The sequence below is a fragment of the Chromobacterium sp. CCUG 30098 genome (genome assembly GCF_059916605.1).
Map to the genome: position 1 here is coordinate 431,805 of NZ_JAUCGS010000004.1, position 15,430 is coordinate 447,234.

Here is a 15,430-nt window from a genome sequence, read left to right on the forward strand (position 1 = left end):
CTCAGCCGCGAACGTGGTTGACAACGCTGGCCCGCGCGCCCACCCGGAAGTTGCGGGTGGCGCCGAAGCCGCCGTCCTGATAGCCGAAGATCTTGCCGTCGGTGCGCATCCGTTCCAGATCGATCAGGATCACGCCCAGGGTGGGGATGATTTTTTCGCGCCAGACGAATAAATACAGCCGCTCCGCCACTTGCAGGCAGTGGCAGCGGTCGACGTCGGCCAGGCCGCGCTCCACGCCTTCCAGGCAGTGCCAGGCGTAGAAGCTGTCGTTCAGATAAATGTGCTCGTAGCACTCGGTGGGGCTGTAGCGGTAGCGGTTGCGCATGCCGATCAGCTCCGCGCTGGGCGGATGCGGCGGGACGCTCGCGGCGGCCTGGCCGACGGCGCCGTGGAGGAACTCGACGTCCACGCCGGTCAATTCCAGTTGGCGCTCCACCCGGTCGAAAGCGCAGATCCGCGCGGCGTCGGCGTCGGGCAGCCGGCCCAGAACCAGGGTGAAGCGGCGCTGCGCCAGGTCCAGGATCAGGCTGAGGGACTGCGCGGCCGGGCCCTGGTGACGGAAATCGATGAAATAGACGCCGGCGCGCAAGGAGCTGGCGTGGAAGCCGTCTATCTCCGCCAGCGCCGAGGCTCGCCCCGGACGGTCAAGCAAGACGCGGGCGTCGCCGCCGGACTCCAGCCGGCAGTCCGCGGCGCTGTCGTCGTCGAAGCACAGCCGCAGGCTGCGGCCGTCCAGCTCGGCGCAGCGGGGCAGGGTCAGGCTGTCGGGCGCGAAGCCGTCGGCCAGCGCGCCGACCTGGATGAATTCGGGAGTGGGATTGGACATGGGGCGGCTCCTTATCGATGGCTAAATGGCGGACTCGGCTCGTTTTGGGGCGGGCGTTCAAAACCCGAGCCGCTCGGCCTGCGCTTCCAGCAGGCGCGTTTGCAGCTCGCGCAGCGGCGCGCCGGGCTGCTGCGCGATGATCAGTTCCAGCAGCGGGTCCCGCACCTCGGTGCGGACGCCGGACAGCGCCTCCAGCGCGGCCAGGCCGCAAAAGGGCACATAGGCCTCGGAATAGCCGCCCTCGTGCAGCAGGACCAGCCGTCCGCCCGCCTCGGCGTCGGCGTAGTCGGCCAGCTGCCGCGTCATCTCGCGGAAGGTGTCGCTGTGCGCCTGCATTCTGGCCAGGGGGTCGACGGCGTTGGCGTCGTAGCCGCAGGCGACGATGATCAACTCGGGCCGGAAACGCCGCAGCGCCGGCAGCACCAGCAGCCGCATCGCGTCCAGATAGGCCCGGTGGCCGCCGCCGGGCAGCAAGGGGATGTTCAGATTGGCGTCCAGGCCCTCGCCCTCGCCGCGGTCCTCGGCCCCGCCGTAGCCGGGCGGATAACAGCCGTCCTGATGCAGGGAGAGGGTCAGCACATCGCCGCGCCGGTAAAAAATGGACTGGGTGCCGTTGCCGTGGTGCACGTCCCAATCGACGATGGCGACGCGGCTCAGGCCGTGGCGGGCGATGGCCAGCTCCGCGGCGAGGGCGGCGTTGGCCAGAAAACAGAAGCCCATCGCGCCGTCCGCCGAGCAATGATGGCCGGGCGGGCGCGACAGCGCGTAGGCCTTGTCCGCCTCGCCGGCGAGCACGGCGTTCACCGCGGCCCAGGCCAGGCCGGCGGACAGTTTGGCGATTTCATAGCTGCCGGGGCCTATCGGCGCCTGCGGTCCCAGCTCGCCGCCGCCGGCGTCGCTGAGCGCCTTGAAGCGCTGCAGATAGGCGGGCGTGTGCACGCGCAGCAGCGCGTCCTCGTCCAGGGGCGGCGCGCCGCGCACTTGCAGCCGGGCGCCGAGGCCGGACACGTCCATCAGGCTTTTCAGCCTGCGCTTGCTGTCCGGGGATTCGGCGTGGCCGCCGCCGGAAGGCGGTTGCACCCAGCCGCCCACCGGCAGGATCTGAGCGTGGGGGCCGGCGCTGTGCCACAGGCAGAGTTCGTCGAAGAAAAACGCGGTGCGGGCGGTCATTGCGGACTCCTGACGCTTGCGGGCCGCAGCGTCAGCAACAGGGCCAGCGACAAGGCGGCGAGTCCCATGGCGACGAGCAGCAGGGTTTGAGGGTTTTGGCCACGGGCGGCCATCAATTCGCCGGCCAGCGCCGGTCCCAGCGCCAGGCCGCCGCCTATCGCCAGATTGACGGTGTTCATCAGCCGGCCGCTGTGATCCAGCGCGGCCAGCGTGGCCAGAATGAAGGGCAGGATGAAGGTCCACGCGTATTTGAAGACGAGCGCCGCCGCGGCGAAGCGGCCGGCGCGCGGCGCGCCCAGCAGCAGGGCCAGCGCCAGCAGCATCAGCCCGTAGCCGGCGATCAGCAGACGGCGGCGCGCGCCGCGGCCGCCGATCGCCGCGGCGCAGACCGAACCGGCGATGCCCATCAGCGTGGCGAGGGCCAGCCAGTCTCCGCTTTGCTCCGGGCTCAGCCCCGCCTGGGCGGCGATGCTGCCGATGAAAGTCCAGGTGCCGCTCAGGCTGACGTAGAAGCACAAGGTGGCGGCCGCCCCGATCAGCGCCGGGCGCCAGGGCGTCGCTCCCGCGCCGGACGGCGCGGCGGGCCGGGCCGCCGCGGACGGAAAACAGCGGGCCAGCGGCAGGCAGAGTGCCATCAGCGCCGCCAGGCTCAGATAACAGGCGGCGACGCCGTGACGGGCGAACCAGGCCGGAAACAGCAGCAGGCCCAGGGCGCCCAGCGCCAGCTGGCCGCACACCCACAGGCCGTAGGCGCGTTCGGGATTGGCGCTGGCCGCGGCGGTGGACAGGCATAAAATCATCAGCGAGCCGCCGGCCAGCGCGCTAAGCAGCCGCAGCGGCAGCAGCTCGGCGTAAGTGGCGGCGAAACAGGAGGCGAGATTGGCGGCGATGAACAGCCAGGCGGCGCAGGCGGCGGCACGCCGCCAGTCCACGCGCGGCAGCCAGAAATAGGCCGGCAGTGTCGCCAGGCTCATCGCGCCCAGCTCCACCGCGAACAGGCGGCCGATGCGTTCCGGCCCCAGGCCGAACTGGCTGGCCAATTGGCCGGCCAGCGCCGGCGCGGTCATCAGCACCAGCGGCGCGACGGCGGCGAAGGCGATCAGGGCGATCAAGGCGCCGCCGCGGACGGGCGCGACGGTGTGGGCGGGCAGACGAACGCTCATGTTTTCCCCCGACGGGCGAGTGGTGAACCAGAGCTTACGCTCGCAAGATTCGCGTTTGGGGGCAAGCGGACGGACGGCGTTTTGCCGATTTGGGATAGCGGGGGCGCAACACGGCGGCGTCAGCGGTTGAGCTGGCGCAGCGCGTCTTGCAGGGCCTTGCGGTACTCGGGGGTGTCCCGCGTCTGGGCGATGGCTTCCCAGAATTGGCGGGTCAGCTTGGGGTGGCCGTCCGCGAAGCGGTGGGAAAAAATCAGGTAGTAAGGCTTGGCGACCAGGTCCGGCCCCACTTTTTCTATCCTGTCCCTATAGGCCGGATTGCCCGCCAGCAGGCTGTCGCCGGTCAGTGTGGGCAAGGCCAGGGCGCCGATGCGGCGCGCCAAGAGCTTGTTCAGATTCTGCTCCGGATTGCGCGAACTGTCGTCCACCTGCGCGCCCAGCGCCTGAAGCTGGGCGATGACGGAGAAGCCGGTCTGCGCGCCGACGGCGCCTTCCAGGTGGCTGAGGCTTTGCCCGTCCCATTCCAATGGCGAGCCTTTGAGCCGGTACAGGCTGTAGCTGTCCAGATGCATGCGCATCGCCGGGTCGGCGGCGTCGCCTTTCATCGGATAGACGCCGATGCGCAGCCGTTCCGGCTTGAAGCTGATCTCGAAGACGCCGTCCAACTGATTGTTCTGCACCTCGTTCAGGCAGCGCACCCAGGCCATCTCCCGGATTTCCAGCTTGATATTGCTTCTTTGGGCGGCGGACTTCAGCATCTGCAAGCTCAGGCTGGGGCCGTTCTGGCTGCGCCACGGCGGCGAGTCCATGTCTTCGGTGCACAGCCGCAGGCTGGCCGGGCGCGGCTCGGCCGCGGCGCCGAAGGCGCACAGGGACAGCAGCAGGAAGATCAGGCGGGCACGCGGCATACGGAAGCTCCGCGACGGGAGGGGATGGACTTGCTTTAGTTATTTGCGCCGCAACAAAAAAAGGCAAGCGGGAAAAGGGCGGGGACAATGCAAAAAGCCGATTCCTCGGAATCGGCTTTTGCTGCGCGCCGCGCTGGGCGGCGTCTCGCTGTGAAGCAGTTTTTGGTGGAGGTAAGCGGGATCGAACCGCTGACCTCTTGCATGCCATGCAAGCGCTCTCCCAACTGAGCTATACCCCCGCACCGGCTGCGTTTCACAGTGCTGCGCAGTATATGGCAGCGGCAGGAGCGTGTAAATAGCCTCCGCCACTTTTTTTGGATAATTTTCCGGCGGCGGCGCGGCCGCCGGCATAGGAGGGTCCGGAGCGCTCGGTTATAATCGCCCATTCGCCAGCCATACAACAGGAAGCAAGCCGATGTCGGTTGGGCATTACGAGAATTTCCCGGTGGGCTCCATCCTGCTGCCGCGCAGGATGCGCCGCGCCGTGCACGCCATCTACCATTTCGCGCGTTACGCCGACGACGTGGCGGACGAGGGCGACGACGCCCCCGAGCTGAGGCTGGCCGAACTAGACCGCCTGGGCGCGGAGCTGGAGCGCATCGGCGCCGGCCAGACGCCGGACACGGCCATGATGCGCAATCTGGCGGCGGCGATCGCCGAGCACAGCCTGGACTTGCAGCCGTTTCACGATCTGCTGGCGGCCTTCCGCCAGGACGTGGGGAAAACCCGCTACCGCGATTACGCGGAACTGGCGGATTACTGCCGCCGTTCCGCCAATCCGGTGGGCCGGCTGATGCTGGCGCTGTACGGCGAGAACGATAGGCGCTCGCTGGCGATGTCGGACGGCATCTGCACCGCCTTGCAGCTGATCAATTTCCTGCAGGATGTCGAGCTGGACTGGCGCAAGGGCCGGGTCTACTTGCCGCAGGAGGATTTGCAGCGTTTCCGGGTGAGCGAGGCGCAGATCGCCGCGCGCGACGCCGGCGGCCTGTGGCAGCCTATGATGCGCGCCCAGATCGAGCGCGCGCGCAAGATGTTGCAGGCCGGCGCGCCGCTGGGCAAAGTGTTGAAGGGCCGGATGGGGCTGGAACTGAGGCTGATCATCCTGGGCGGCGAACGGATACTGAAAAAGCTGCACGACTCCGGCGGCGACGTGTTCCGCCGCCGTCCGGTGCTGGGATGGCGCGACTGGATTTACATGCTGTGGCGCGCGGCGCGCGCCAAGTGAGCGCCGCGGCGCGACGACGATGAATATGATTGAAGGACGGCGGCCCGCCGCGGCCGCCGCTTGGACAGGAGTGGCGCGTGACGCCTGATCAGTATTGCGAAGACAAGGCCGCCGCCAGCGGCTCCAGCTTCTATTACAGCTTCCGCTTCTTGCCGGAGTCGCGCCGCCGCGCGATTACCGCGCTGTACGCCTTCTGCCGCGAGGTGGACGACGTGGTGGACGAATGCCACGACCCCGGCGTGGCCAGCGCCAAGCTGGCCTGGTGGCGCGGCGAAATCGCCAAGCTCTACCAGGGCGCGCCGGAGCACCCGGTGATGCAGGCGCTGCAGCCGCATGCGCGGGCCTTCGGCCTGCCGCAGAGCGAGCTGGAAGAAATCATAGACGGCATGGCCATGGACCTGAGCATGGTGCGCTACCAGCGTTTCCAGGACCTGCTGCTGTACTGCCACCGCGTGGCCGGCGTGGTGGGGCAACTGGCGGCGCGCATCTTCGGCTACGGCGACGAGAAGACGCTGGAGTACGCGCATGAGCTGGGCATCGCCTTCCAGCTGACCAACATCATCCGGGACGTGGGCGAGGACGCGCGCCGCGACCGCATCTATCTGCCGATGGAGGAGTTGCAGCGCTTCAATTGCCCGGCGATGGACATCCTGCACTACGAGGAAAGCCCGGCCTTCAAGGACTTGATGGAATTCCAGATCGAGCGCGCGCAGCAATACTACCGTCAGGCCTGGGAGATGCTGCCGGCGGCGGACCGCAAGTCTCAGCGCCCCGGCCTGCTGATGGCCGCGATCTACCGCGCCACGCTGGAGGAGATCAAGCTGGACGGCCCGGCCAAGGTGCTCAATCAGCGGCTGTCGCTGACGCCCATCCGCAAGTTGTGGCTGGCATGGAAAACCTGGACTTTCGGCTACCGGCCGTGAGCCGCGCATGAGCAGGCCGCGCGTCGCCGTGATCGGCGCCGGCTGGGCCGGCCTCGCCGCCGCGGTGGAGCTGGCCGGGCGGGCGGAGCTGACCGTGTTCGAGGCCGGCCGCGAGCCGGGCGGCCGCGCCCGCCGCATCGGCGTGCCCGGCAGCCGGCTGGACAACGGCCAGCACATCCTGATCGGCGCGTATCGCGAATGCCTGCGGCTGATGGCCGCGGTGGGCGTGGACGAGAGCCGGGCCTTGCTGCGCCTGCCGATGAACTGGCGGCGCCAGGGCGGCATCAGCCTGAGCTGCCCGCGGCTGCCGGCGCCCTTGCATCTGGCGGCCGGCCTGCTGACGGCGCGCGGCATAAGCTGGCGCGACAAGGCCCGGCTGGCGCTGGCCTTGCAGCGTTTGAAAGGGCAGGGCTGGCGGGTGGAGCCGGACTGCGCGGTGACGCAATGGCTGCTGGAGCAAGGGCAGTCCGAAACGCTGATCCGCGAATTCTGGCGGCCGCTGGTGTTGTCCGGCCTCAACACGCCGCCGGAGCAGGCGTCGATGCGGGTGCTGGCCGCGGTGCTGCGCGACAGCCTGGGCGCGGAGCGCGCCGCCAGCGATCTCTTGCTGCCCAAAGTGGACTTGTCCGCCCTGTTCCCGGAGCCGGCCTGGCGCTGGCTGGCGGCGCGCGGCGCGGATCTGCGCGCCGGCCGGCGCGTGCGCGGCGTGGCGGCGGATTCAACGGGGGTGAGCGTGGACGGCGAGCGCTTCGACGCCGCCGTGCTGGCGGTGGCGCCGTATCACGCTGCGGAACTGACGGCGGATCCAGCGCTGCGCCAGCTGACCGATGCTTATCGTTATTGGCCCATCTACACCGTCTACCTGCAGTTTGAAGGCGCGGTTCGTTTGCCGGCGCCGATGTGCGCCTGCAGCGGCGGCGTCGGCGACTGGCTGTTCGACCGCGGCGCGCTGATGGGCGAGACCGGCTGGGTGGCCGCGGTGATGAGCGCGCCGCAGCATCTGGACGCGCTTGCGCAAGAGGAACTGGCTGCTTTGGTGGAGGCCGACGTGCGCCGGCTTGATCCGCGCGCCGGCCGGCGGCTTGATTTCCGGGTGCTGGCGGAGCGGCGGGCCACTTTTGCCAGTTTGGTCGATATGAGGCGACCGGCGCAGCCAAGCCCGGTACAATCGCTTTATTTGGCGGGAGATTGGACGCATGCTGATTATCCTGCCACTTTGGAGGGGGCCGTCCGAAGCGGCGTCGCAGCCGCCCGCGCGGTGATTGGAAGACTGTGAGCCATCCGGCGGCCGCAGGGGCGCGCCGCCGATGGCCCTGATTACAAGATAGCGAAAAAAAATGACGACAGATATCGCCTCTAACGCATTCAAGGACCGCGTGGTGCTGATTACCGGCGCCTCCCAGGGCATGGGCCGCGAGGCCGCGCTGACGTTGGCGCGTCACGGCGCCACCGTGGTGTTGCTGGCGCGCAGCGTCAAAGGCCTGGAGAAGGTCTACGATGAAATAGCGGCCGCCGGAGGGCCGGAGCCGGCGGCGGTGCCGCTGGACCTGCTGAAGGCGGCGGAGGGCGATTTCAACAATCTGGCGATGATGATCAAGCGCGAGCTGGGCCGCCTGGACGGCATTCTGCACTGCGCCTCGCATTTTTACGCGCTGTCGCCGCTGTCCAATCAGACGGTGGAAGAATGGATGGACCAGTACCGGATCAATACCGTGGCGCCGTTCGCGCTGACCCGAGCCTGTCTGCCGCTGTTGAAGGATTCGCCGGACGCGGCGGTGCTGTTCGTCGGCGAAACCCACGGCTTGCACCCGGCGCCGTACTGGGGCGGTTTCGGCGCGTCCAAGGCCGGCCTCAACTACCTGACCCAGGTGGCGGCCAATGAATGGGACGTTTACCCGCAGTTGCGCGTCAACCAGCTGATCCCGGGGCCGGTGAATTCGCCGCAGCGCAACCGCACCCACCCGGGCGAGGACAAGTCCGAACGCGGCAATCTGTCCGAACTGATGCCGCATTTGCTGTACTGGCTGGGGCCCGCCAGCCAGGGCCGCAGCGGCGAGATCGTGGAACTGGATTTGCGCGCCCGGCGCGCTTGAGGGGAAGGGGGAGGCATGAGCATAGGGCGATGGCTATGGTTGCCGCTGTTGCTGGCGTTGACCGGCTGCAACTGGGTGGGCAACGTCACCGGCTTGACCAAGGACGCCAATAAGGCGATAGGCGCGGCCTGCCGTCAGACCGGCCGTTCGCTGGAAGAGTGCTATCTGCGCAATCCCGAAGCCGACAAGGCGGCGATTTACGCCGGCTGGCGCGAGATGAACGAGTACATGGCCAAGAACAAGCTGGACACCATGGAGCCGCCACGGGAAGCCTCCGCCTCCGCCGGCATGCCGGCGCCCACCGCCAGCGGCCACGGCGCCGCGTCCGCGCCGGCGGAAAAATCCAGCGCCAACACCTCTCCCTCCGGCCCCAGGCCGCTGAGCAACGAAGAAGCCGAACGCGCCGCGCGCACCGATCCGCAAGTGGAGGCGGTGCTGGCGGCCATCCGCAACAAGCCCGCCGGCGAAGGCGGGGAAAAATCCAAGGCCGCCTCCGGCGCGGAGCCGGAGCAGAAACGCCTGCTCAACATCATCAATGAACTCAATAAGAACAGCCCTGCGCCTGGTTCGCACGGCTGAGCCCGCCCACTTCTTTCCGTTGTCCTGATGGCAAAAATCAAAACCGTATTCAGTTGCGCCGAGTGCGGCGGTCAAACGCCCAAATGGCAGGGCCAATGCCCGCATTGCAACGCCTGGAACACGCTGACCGAGGCGGTGCAGGCCGCGCCGGCGGCCAACGCCCGTTTCCAGTCCTGGAGCGACTGCGCCACCCAGGTGCAAAAGCTGTCCGATGTGCAAACCGAGGAAGTGCCGCGCGACCCATCCGGCATCGACGAGCTGGACCGGGTGCTGGGCGGCGGCGTGGTGCGCGGCGCGGTGATCCTGATCGGCGGCGATCCCGGCATCGGCAAATCCACGCTATTGCTGCAAGCGCTGTCCGAAATCGGCGCGCGCCGCAAAGTGCTCTACGTGTCCGGCGAGGAATCGCCGCAGCAGATCGCGCTGCGCGCCACCCGTTTGGCGGTGGCCACCGAGCGCGTCAACCTGCTGGCGGAAATCCGGCTGGAAACCATCCTGGAAACGCTGAAGCGCGAGCAGCCGGAAGTGGCGGTGATCGACTCCATCCAGACCCTGTACACCGACCAAGTGACCTCGGCGCCCGGCTCGGTGTCCCAGGTGCGAGAATGCGCGGCGCAGCTGACGCGCATGGCCAAGCAGACCGGCATCACCATCCTGCTGGTGGGACACGTCACCAAGGAGGGTTCGCTGGCCGGCCCGCGCGTGCTGGAGCACATGGTGGACACCGTGCTGTATTTCGAGGGCGATTCCCACTCCAATTACCGGATGATACGCGCGATCAAGAACCGTTTCGGCGCGGTCAACGAGCTGGGCGTGTTCGTGATGACGGACCGCGGCCTCAAGGGCGTGTCCAATCCCTCGGCCATCTTCCTGTCCTCCTACCGCGACGATGTGTCCGGCTCCTGCGTGCTGGTCACCCAGGAGGGCAGCCGGCCCTTGCTGGTGGAAATCCAGGCCTTGGTGGACGACTGCCACGGCTTCCAGCCCAAGCGCCTGACCGTGGGCCTGGAGCAGAACCGCCTGGCCATGTTGCTGGCGGTGCTGCACCGTCACGGCGGCGTCGCCTGCTTCGACCAGGACGTGTTCCTCAACGCGGTGGGCGGGGTCAAGATCAACGAACCGGCGGCCGATCTGGCCATCATCCTGGCCATGGTGTCCTCCTTGCGCAACAAGCCCTTGCCGGAAAAGCTGGTGGTGTTCGGCGAAGTGGGTCTGGCCGGCGAGGTGCGCCCGGTGGCGCGCGGCCAGGAGCGCTTGAAGGAAGCGGCCAAGCTGGGCTTCACCCGCGCCATCGTGCCGCAGGCCAACAGCCCGCGCCAGCCGATAGAAGGGCTGCGGGTGATCGCGGTGGAGCGCCTGGATCAGGCGGTGGAATTCTGCCGCGAGTGAGCGGCAAGAGCCTGTTTACGATCTGCTGCGTCTCGCTTTAGCTCGCGAGATCGTAAACAGACTCTAAGAAAGCGGATAGCGAATGATAGAAGACCGAGACATAGAAGCGGAACGCCCTTATCTGTTCCGCTACGCGCTGGCGCAATTGCGCGAGAAGGACGCCGCCGACGAGGCGGTGCAGGAAACGCTGCTGGCGGCGCTGGAGTCCCGCACCTCCTTTAGCGGCAAATCCACGCTGCGCACCTGGCTGACCTCCATCCTGCGCTTCAAGCTGATCGACGCCTTGCGCCGCAAGGGCAAGGAGAAGCTGTTCGAATCGCTGGAGAACGAGGCCGACGACGGCGATTTCGACGGTCTGTTCAGCCGGGACGGCCACTGGCGCGAGCCGGTCAAGGCCTGGAGCGGGCCGGAGCAGTCCTTGATCTCGCGCCAGTTCTGGGAGGTGTTCGAGCAGTGTTCGGAAGTGATGCCGCGCCGCACCGCGATGGTGTTCGTGATGCGCGAGGTGATGGGCATGGAGATCGCGGAGATCTGTAAGAATCTGGAGATCAGCGCGACTAACTGTTCCGTATTGCTGTATCGCGCCCGCATGAGCTTGCGGGAATGTTTTTCGATTCGCTGGAGCCGGGAGGCTAGCGTATGAAGTTGAGTTGTCGTCAGGCCAGCCGTTTGATCTCGGCCTCGCAGGATCGTCCCTTGAGCCAGTGGGAACACGTGCGTCTGCGCGTGCACCTGTTCATGTGCGGCAATTGCCGCAATTTCTCGCAACAGCTGAAGCAGTTGGGGGAGGCCGCGCGCAAGGCGGGGCGCGGGGAGTAGCCATTTGAAAGCGCAAGGGGAAACCGGCCTTCTGGCCGGTTTTTTCTTGCCCGCGGGGCGGGATAAAAAGAAGCCGGCGCAAGCCGGCTTTTAACTTCAAGGGTGGTAAGAAAAAATCAGCGCTTGCGCTTGCCGCCGCCGCTCTTGGCCGCCGCGCACTGGTGCGGGCAGGCGGCGCATTGGCTGTCGTTGAGGCCGGCTCCGGTGAGCGATTGCTTGAGCGCACAGACCGAGCGGCGGCAGGCGATGAAGCGGATCTGGTTTTCCGAGGCCAGTTCGCGGAAATGGCGCATCACGTTGTGGCCCAGAAAATCGGTGAACAGAATCAAGAGGTCGGTGCCGGCCGGCAGGCGGTCCACCTTGCGCTGGTGCGAGCTGTTGCGGCCGCTGACGTGACGATGGATGTTGATGCCGAAATCGCGCAGCACATCCGGAATATTGCCGAGGGTATCGGCTCCCACAAGCATGGCATTCATTGGACATCCCTCCTGGGTGAATTTTTAGAAATGATAATCGTTATCATTTAGCCGGTCAATCACAAACTTTGAAAATGGCAATCAGGACAGGGGTGAACTGTAGCGGATCGGTCGCGCCGCGTGGGCCGATTGCCCGAGAGAGCGGCGCCGGCGGCGGGTCTTGCATGAGCGCGCTTCATGCCGGGCCGGCGCGCGGGGCGAGCGCGGCCGGCTGGCCGGCGTGGCGTAATCCGCGGCCGCGCCGCCTGCCGGAGGAGATTTAGAAAGTGACATCTGAATAATGCATGGCAGCCACCAGCTTTTTACATGTAACAAGTATTAAAAACACAGAATAAGAAGTATTTACGCTGCGCTGTTTTTAACGCAATTGCAAAAAAGCAACATGCTTACGGGATAGATGCATGCCTTTTTTTTGTAGTTTCTGCTCTAAGTATGCGATGAGGGTTTTTGTATATTGGATTTCTAATACCGGTTAGACGCTTGTTTAATAAAGGTTTTGAGCCCTTAAGAATCATTGCTTAAAACATAGTGCCTGCTCGCTATGAAGATGGCGGGGGGCCGCCGCGGAAAAGTTTATTGACGCTGATCATGATTAATTCGCACACTCGGATCGCCTTCGGTTCAGATCAAAAAATGAGCACAACGATGCTCTGAATAGAGCCATAAACCCGACGAGGTCAGTGGCCGGATGAACTTACAAGGGATTGGAGAATCATGAACTATCGCAAGAAGAGAATCGCGCTGGCGCTCGCCATGCTCGGCGCCGGAGCCATGCCTCTGGCCCATGCGGACGACGCAAGCGGCACCCTGGACCGAGTGGAGATCACCGGCTCCAACATCAAGCGCTCCATCAAGCAGGAGCAGGCGATCCCGATGACCATCATCAAGACCGACGACCTGATCAAACAGGGCATGACGTCGGTTGAACAAGTGGTCAACAGCCTGGCCGCCAACCAGTCCTCCCAGGGGGCCAACGCCGCGGTGGGCGCTTCCACCGGGGGGGCTTCCTACGCCAGCCTGCGAGGCCTGGGTCACCAGTACACCTTGATCCTGCTGGACGGCCGCCGCATCGTGAACCAGCCAATGGACGGCACCTCGGTCGACCTCAACGCCATTCCGCTGACGGTGATAGACCGCATCGAAGTGGTGCGCGACGGCGCTTCCGCCATCTACGGCACCGACGCCATCGGCGGCGTGATCAACTTCATCACCAAGAAAACCATGCAGGGCCTGTCCATCGGCGGCGAGTTTCTGTCCCCGCAGCGTTCCGGCGGCCAGGAGCGCAGCGTCAATCTGTCCTACGGCTACGGCGATCTGGGTAAGGACGGCTTCAATATCTACGGCGCTTACGAGTATCACAAGACCAACAAGATCATGGCCACCCAGCGTGATTTCGCGTCCCAGATCACCAGCAGCACCAAGCGCAGCGTCAACAGCTTTCCCCCCAACTACCTGTTGCCCAGCGGCGACCTGATTACCGGTTCGCCCAATTGCGCGCCGCCGTATTCGACGCCGGACGGCAGCGGCGCCTGTTCGCAGCTGTATTCGCTGTATCCGTCCATCCAGCCCGAGGTCGAGCAGCAGACCGGCGTGCTCAAGGGCACCACCCGCATCGGCGACCACGAGCTGTCCTTGCAATATCTGGTGACCGAAACCAAGAACACCACCTGGGTGGCGCCGACGCCGTTCTCCGGCGACGTGACTTCGCCGACCGCGCCGGGTCAGAACCCGGCGGACGGCCCGTTCCCGGTGTATGGCCGCTCGGTGCCGGCCGGCGCGCGCGTGGACAGCACCACCGCCACCACCCAGCGTTTGCAGATGAATCTGGAGGGCTTGATCGCCGGTTGGGACTACCGCGCCGGCCTCGGTCACTCGGAAAGCAAGGTCACCCACGATCTGGACGGCGGCTACCTGAGCCAGAGCAAGCTGCAGAACGCGTTGAACAGCGGCTTCGATCCAGGGACTTCCGATCCGGCCGCCTGGAAACCGTTCTCGTCCAGCGGCCGCATCGAGCAGGCCAAGTCCAAACTCGATCTGGCGGATTTCAAGGTCAGCAAGGAAGTGCTGCAACTGCCGGCCGGCATGCTGGCGGTGGCCATCGGCGCCGAAGCGCGCCGCGAAACCATCGAGCATACCTACAACCATGCGCTGTCCACCGACACCCTGAGCACCGGCCTGACCAAAACCAACGACGGCAGCGGCCAGCGCAGCGCCCAGGCCTTGTACGGCGAGCTGGACATCCCGGTGATCAAGCATCTGGACGCCAACCTGGCGGTGCGTTACGACCACTACAGCGATTCCGGCAGCTCGGTGAATCCCAAGGTGTCGCTGAAGTACCAGCCGGTGCCGCAACTGCTGCTGCGCAGCTCGGCCAGCACCGGCTTCCGCGCGCCGTCGCTGTACGACATCAATCAGCCCGCCCAGCAGCAGCTGACCGCCAAGAACTACACCGACCCGGTATTGTGCCCGGGCGGCGTGGCGCAGCCGGGCGCCGGTTCGTCCTCTTGCGTCAAGACGCAGCAAAATCTGCTGACCGGCGGCAACAAGAGCCTGCAGCCGGAAAAATCCTCGTCCATCTCCTTCGGCATGGTGCTGGAGCCGGTCAAGGACCTGACCACCAGCGTGGACTTCTGGTGGACCAATATCCAGAACTCCATCGGTTCGCTGAACGAGCAGACCATCTTCGCCAACCCGGGCAAATACGCCAATTTGTTCGTCCGGGATTCGAAGAACAATCTGCTGTACGTGACCGACCTCACCGACAACCTGGGCAACACCAGCGCCGCCGGCGTCGACCTGGGTTTCTCCTACCGTCTGCCGCGCACCTCGGTTGGCGATTTCACGGTGAATCTGGACGGCACTTACATCAGTAAGCACAGCTTCCAGTACGAGAAGGGCGGAGACTACCACAGCGATCTGGGCGCCTATGTCAACGGCAGCCCCACCTTCCGCTGGCAGCACAATCTGGCGCTGAACTGGATGCGTGGCTCGTGGAGCGGCATCTTGGCCCAGGCTTACAAGTCCGGTTACACCGATTCCGACCCCAGCCACATGGTCAAGCCTTACTCCACCTGGAACCTGTCCGGATCCTACGCCTGGAACAAGCAACTGACCGTGACCGCCGGCATCAAGAACCTGTTCGACCAACTGCCGCCGTGGAGCAATCAGGGCGAAACCACGCCCCAGGGCTATGACCCGCGCTTCACCGACGCGGTGGGCCGAGCCTACTTCGTGAAGGCCAGCTACAAGATGTAACTCCGCCATGCCGGGACGGCCTTGCGCCGCCCCGGCTGGAGGGAGGACGCAGGAACCGGCTTTCGCGCGAAGGCCGGAGTGGCAAATGGCGGCCGCGCCGGCTCCGCCCGCTCACAAGGCGGGGAGGGGCCGGTCTAGTCGCCGCAATTGTGGGTATAAACATGACGAGCATCACAGCCAGAGGAATCGGCGGTCCCCCGCCCAAGCGCCGCATCGCGGGCTTGGTCGGTGTGATCGTCTTCCATGCACTGTTGATCTACGCGCTGGTGTCGGGCCTGGCCCAGGGCGTGGTCAAAGTGATCCAGCAAAAAGTGGAAGTGGCGGTCATCAGCGAACCGCCGCCGCCTCCGCCCCCTCCGCCCCCCAAAATAGAAAAAGTGGTGCAGCCCACCGCCGCGCCCAAGCCGCAAGCCTATGTGCCGCCGGTGGTCAATCCGCCGCCGGTCACCTCCACGGCCAACGCGATCCAGTCCACCACCTCGGACCCGGCGCCGCAGCCGGCGCCCACCCCCGCCCCGGCGGTGGAGGCGCCCAAGGGCCCGGTGTCGGCCAAGGCCAACTGCACCCAGCTGCAAGCCCCGGAATACCCGAGCAAGGCGCAGCA

14 protein-coding genes, 1 tRNA gene and 1 pseudogene are annotated in these 15,430 nt (G+C 66.0%); 10 read left to right on the forward strand and 6 right to left on the reverse strand.

Features of this window, described 5'->3' with window-relative positions:
• Position 1 precedes the first annotated feature (1 nt).
• The 5 genes from QUG03_RS12440 to QUG03_RS12460 form a co-directional block, all read right to left on the reverse strand.
• Entirely contained in the window at positions 2-826 is an 825-nt protein-coding gene (locus QUG03_RS12440) for a MoaF C-terminal domain-containing protein (protein ID WP_500820124.1), read from the reverse strand.
• Between the two features lie 57 nt (positions 827-883).
• Positions 884-1,996 carry a class II histone deacetylase gene (locus QUG03_RS12445; protein WP_500820125.1) on the reverse strand — a complete coding sequence of 371 codons (1,113 nt, stop codon included), beginning with the start codon at positions 1,994-1,996 and terminating at the stop codon, positions 884-886.
• Positions 1,993-3,159 (reverse strand): MFS transporter, encoded by a 1,167-nt coding sequence (locus QUG03_RS12450; protein WP_253315224.1) that lies wholly within the window; start codon positions 3,157-3,159, stop codon positions 1,993-1,995. Before QUG03_RS12450 ends, QUG03_RS12445 begins: the two co-directional genes overlap by 4 nt.
• 119 nt (positions 3,160-3,278) lie before the next feature.
• Positions 3,279-4,064, reverse strand: coding sequence for a substrate-binding periplasmic protein (locus QUG03_RS12455; protein WP_227107742.1), 786 nt, complete (start codon positions 4,062-4,064; stop codon positions 3,279-3,281).
• Positions 4,065-4,227: 163 nt separating this feature from the next.
• A tRNA-Ala gene (locus tag QUG03_RS12460) sits at positions 4,228-4,303 on the reverse strand.
• Positions 4,304-4,479: 176 nt separating this feature from the next.
• Between QUG03_RS12460 and hpnC the strand changes: the two genes are divergently transcribed.
• The 8 genes from hpnC (at position 4,480) to QUG03_RS12500 (ending at position 11,095) form a co-directional block, all read left to right on the forward strand.
• Positions 4,480-5,292, forward strand: coding sequence for a squalene synthase HpnC (gene hpnC / locus QUG03_RS12465; RefSeq protein ID WP_253315226.1), 813 nt, complete (start codon positions 4,480-4,482; stop codon positions 5,290-5,292).
• A 77-nt stretch (positions 5,293-5,369) separates the two neighbouring features.
• Positions 5,370-6,215 (forward strand): presqualene diphosphate synthase HpnD, encoded by an 846-nt coding sequence (hpnD, locus tag QUG03_RS12470; protein WP_107801710.1) that lies wholly within the window; start codon positions 5,370-5,372, stop codon positions 6,213-6,215.
• 7 nt (positions 6,216-6,222) lie between these two features.
• Positions 6,223-7,491 (forward strand): hydroxysqualene dehydroxylase HpnE, encoded by a 1,269-nt coding sequence (hpnE, locus tag QUG03_RS12475; RefSeq protein WP_253315227.1) that lies wholly within the window; start codon positions 6,223-6,225, stop codon positions 7,489-7,491.
• A 61-nt stretch (positions 7,492-7,552) separates the two neighbouring features.
• Positions 7,553-8,308 (forward strand): SDR family oxidoreductase, encoded by a 756-nt coding sequence (locus QUG03_RS12480; RefSeq protein ID WP_500820126.1) that lies wholly within the window; start codon positions 7,553-7,555, stop codon positions 8,306-8,308.
• 15 nt (positions 8,309-8,323) lie between these two features.
• Positions 8,324-8,887, forward strand: coding sequence for a hypothetical protein (locus tag QUG03_RS12485; protein ID WP_107798718.1), 564 nt, complete (start codon positions 8,324-8,326; stop codon positions 8,885-8,887).
• A gap of 27 nt (positions 8,888-8,914) precedes the next feature.
• Positions 8,915-10,276: a DNA repair protein RadA gene (gene radA, locus QUG03_RS12490; RefSeq protein WP_500820127.1), complete on the forward strand. Its 1,362-nt coding sequence runs from the start codon at positions 8,915-8,917 to the stop codon at positions 10,274-10,276.
• 82 nt (positions 10,277-10,358) lie between these two features.
• Positions 10,359-10,919 carry a sigma-70 family RNA polymerase sigma factor gene (locus QUG03_RS12495; protein ID WP_500820128.1) on the forward strand — a complete coding sequence of 187 codons (561 nt, stop codon included), beginning with the start codon at positions 10,359-10,361 and terminating at the stop codon, positions 10,917-10,919.
• Complete coding sequence (locus QUG03_RS12500) at positions 10,916-11,095, forward strand: zf-HC2 domain-containing protein (protein ID WP_107798721.1); 180 nt, start codon at positions 10,916-10,918, stop codon at positions 11,093-11,095. Before QUG03_RS12495 ends, QUG03_RS12500 begins: the two co-directional genes overlap by 4 nt.
• Before the next feature lie 116 nt (positions 11,096-11,211).
• Here QUG03_RS12500 and QUG03_RS12505 read toward each other — a convergent pair whose 3' ends face one another.
• A complete protein-coding gene (locus QUG03_RS12505) occupies positions 11,212-11,571 on the reverse strand; it encodes a DUF2325 domain-containing protein (RefSeq protein WP_019104007.1) in 360 nt (119 codons plus the stop codon).
• Positions 11,572-12,285: 714 nt separating this feature from the next.
• On the opposite strand from QUG03_RS12505, the gene QUG03_RS12510 reads away from it, so the two are divergent.
• Positions 12,286-14,826 (forward strand): TonB-dependent receptor, encoded by a 2,541-nt coding sequence (locus QUG03_RS12510; protein WP_227107750.1) that lies wholly within the window; start codon positions 12,286-12,288, stop codon positions 14,824-14,826.
• Between the two features lie 161 nt (positions 14,827-14,987).
• Positions 14,988-15,430 (forward strand): annotated as a pseudogene (locus QUG03_RS12515) (hypothetical protein); the annotation flags it as partial.

Excerpts from the sequence above, each read along its gene's own strand:
- QUG03_RS12480 (WP_500820126.1), top strand. The coding sequence starts at position 7,553 with ATGACGACAGATATCGCCTCTAACGCATTCAAGGACCGCGTGGTGCTG.
- QUG03_RS12510 (WP_227107750.1), top strand. The coding sequence starts at position 12,286 with ATGAACTATCGCAAGAAGAGAATCGCGCTGGCGCTCGCCATGCTCGGC.
- QUG03_RS12500 (WP_107798721.1), top strand. The coding sequence starts at position 10,916 with ATGAAGTTGAGTTGTCGTCAGGCCAGCCGTTTGATCTCGGCCTCGCAG.
- hpnC (WP_253315226.1), top strand. The coding sequence starts at position 4,480 with ATGTCGGTTGGGCATTACGAGAATTTCCCGGTGGGCTCCATCCTGCTG.
- QUG03_RS12505 (WP_019104007.1), bottom strand. The coding sequence starts at position 11,571 with ATGAATGCCATGCTTGTGGGAGCCGATACCCTCGGCAATATTCCGGAT.
- QUG03_RS12440 (WP_500820124.1), bottom strand. The coding sequence starts at position 826 with ATGTCCAATCCCACTCCCGAATTCATCCAGGTCGGCGCGCTGGCCGAC.
- hpnE (WP_253315227.1), top strand. The coding sequence starts at position 6,223 with ATGAGCAGGCCGCGCGTCGCCGTGATCGGCGCCGGCTGGGCCGGCCTC.
- QUG03_RS12495 (WP_500820128.1), top strand. The coding sequence starts at position 10,359 with ATGATAGAAGACCGAGACATAGAAGCGGAACGCCCTTATCTGTTCCGC.
- QUG03_RS12445 (WP_500820125.1), bottom strand. The coding sequence starts at position 1,996 with ATGACCGCCCGCACCGCGTTTTTCTTCGACGAACTCTGCCTGTGGCAC.
- radA (WP_500820127.1), top strand. The coding sequence starts at position 8,915 with ATGGCAAAAATCAAAACCGTATTCAGTTGCGCCGAGTGCGGCGGTCAA.
- QUG03_RS12450 (WP_253315224.1), bottom strand. The coding sequence starts at position 3,159 with ATGAGCGTTCGTCTGCCCGCCCACACCGTCGCGCCCGTCCGCGGCGGC.
- QUG03_RS12455 (WP_227107742.1), bottom strand. The coding sequence starts at position 4,064 with ATGCCGCGTGCCCGCCTGATCTTCCTGCTGCTGTCCCTGTGCGCCTTC.
- QUG03_RS12485 (WP_107798718.1), top strand. The coding sequence starts at position 8,324 with ATGAGCATAGGGCGATGGCTATGGTTGCCGCTGTTGCTGGCGTTGACC.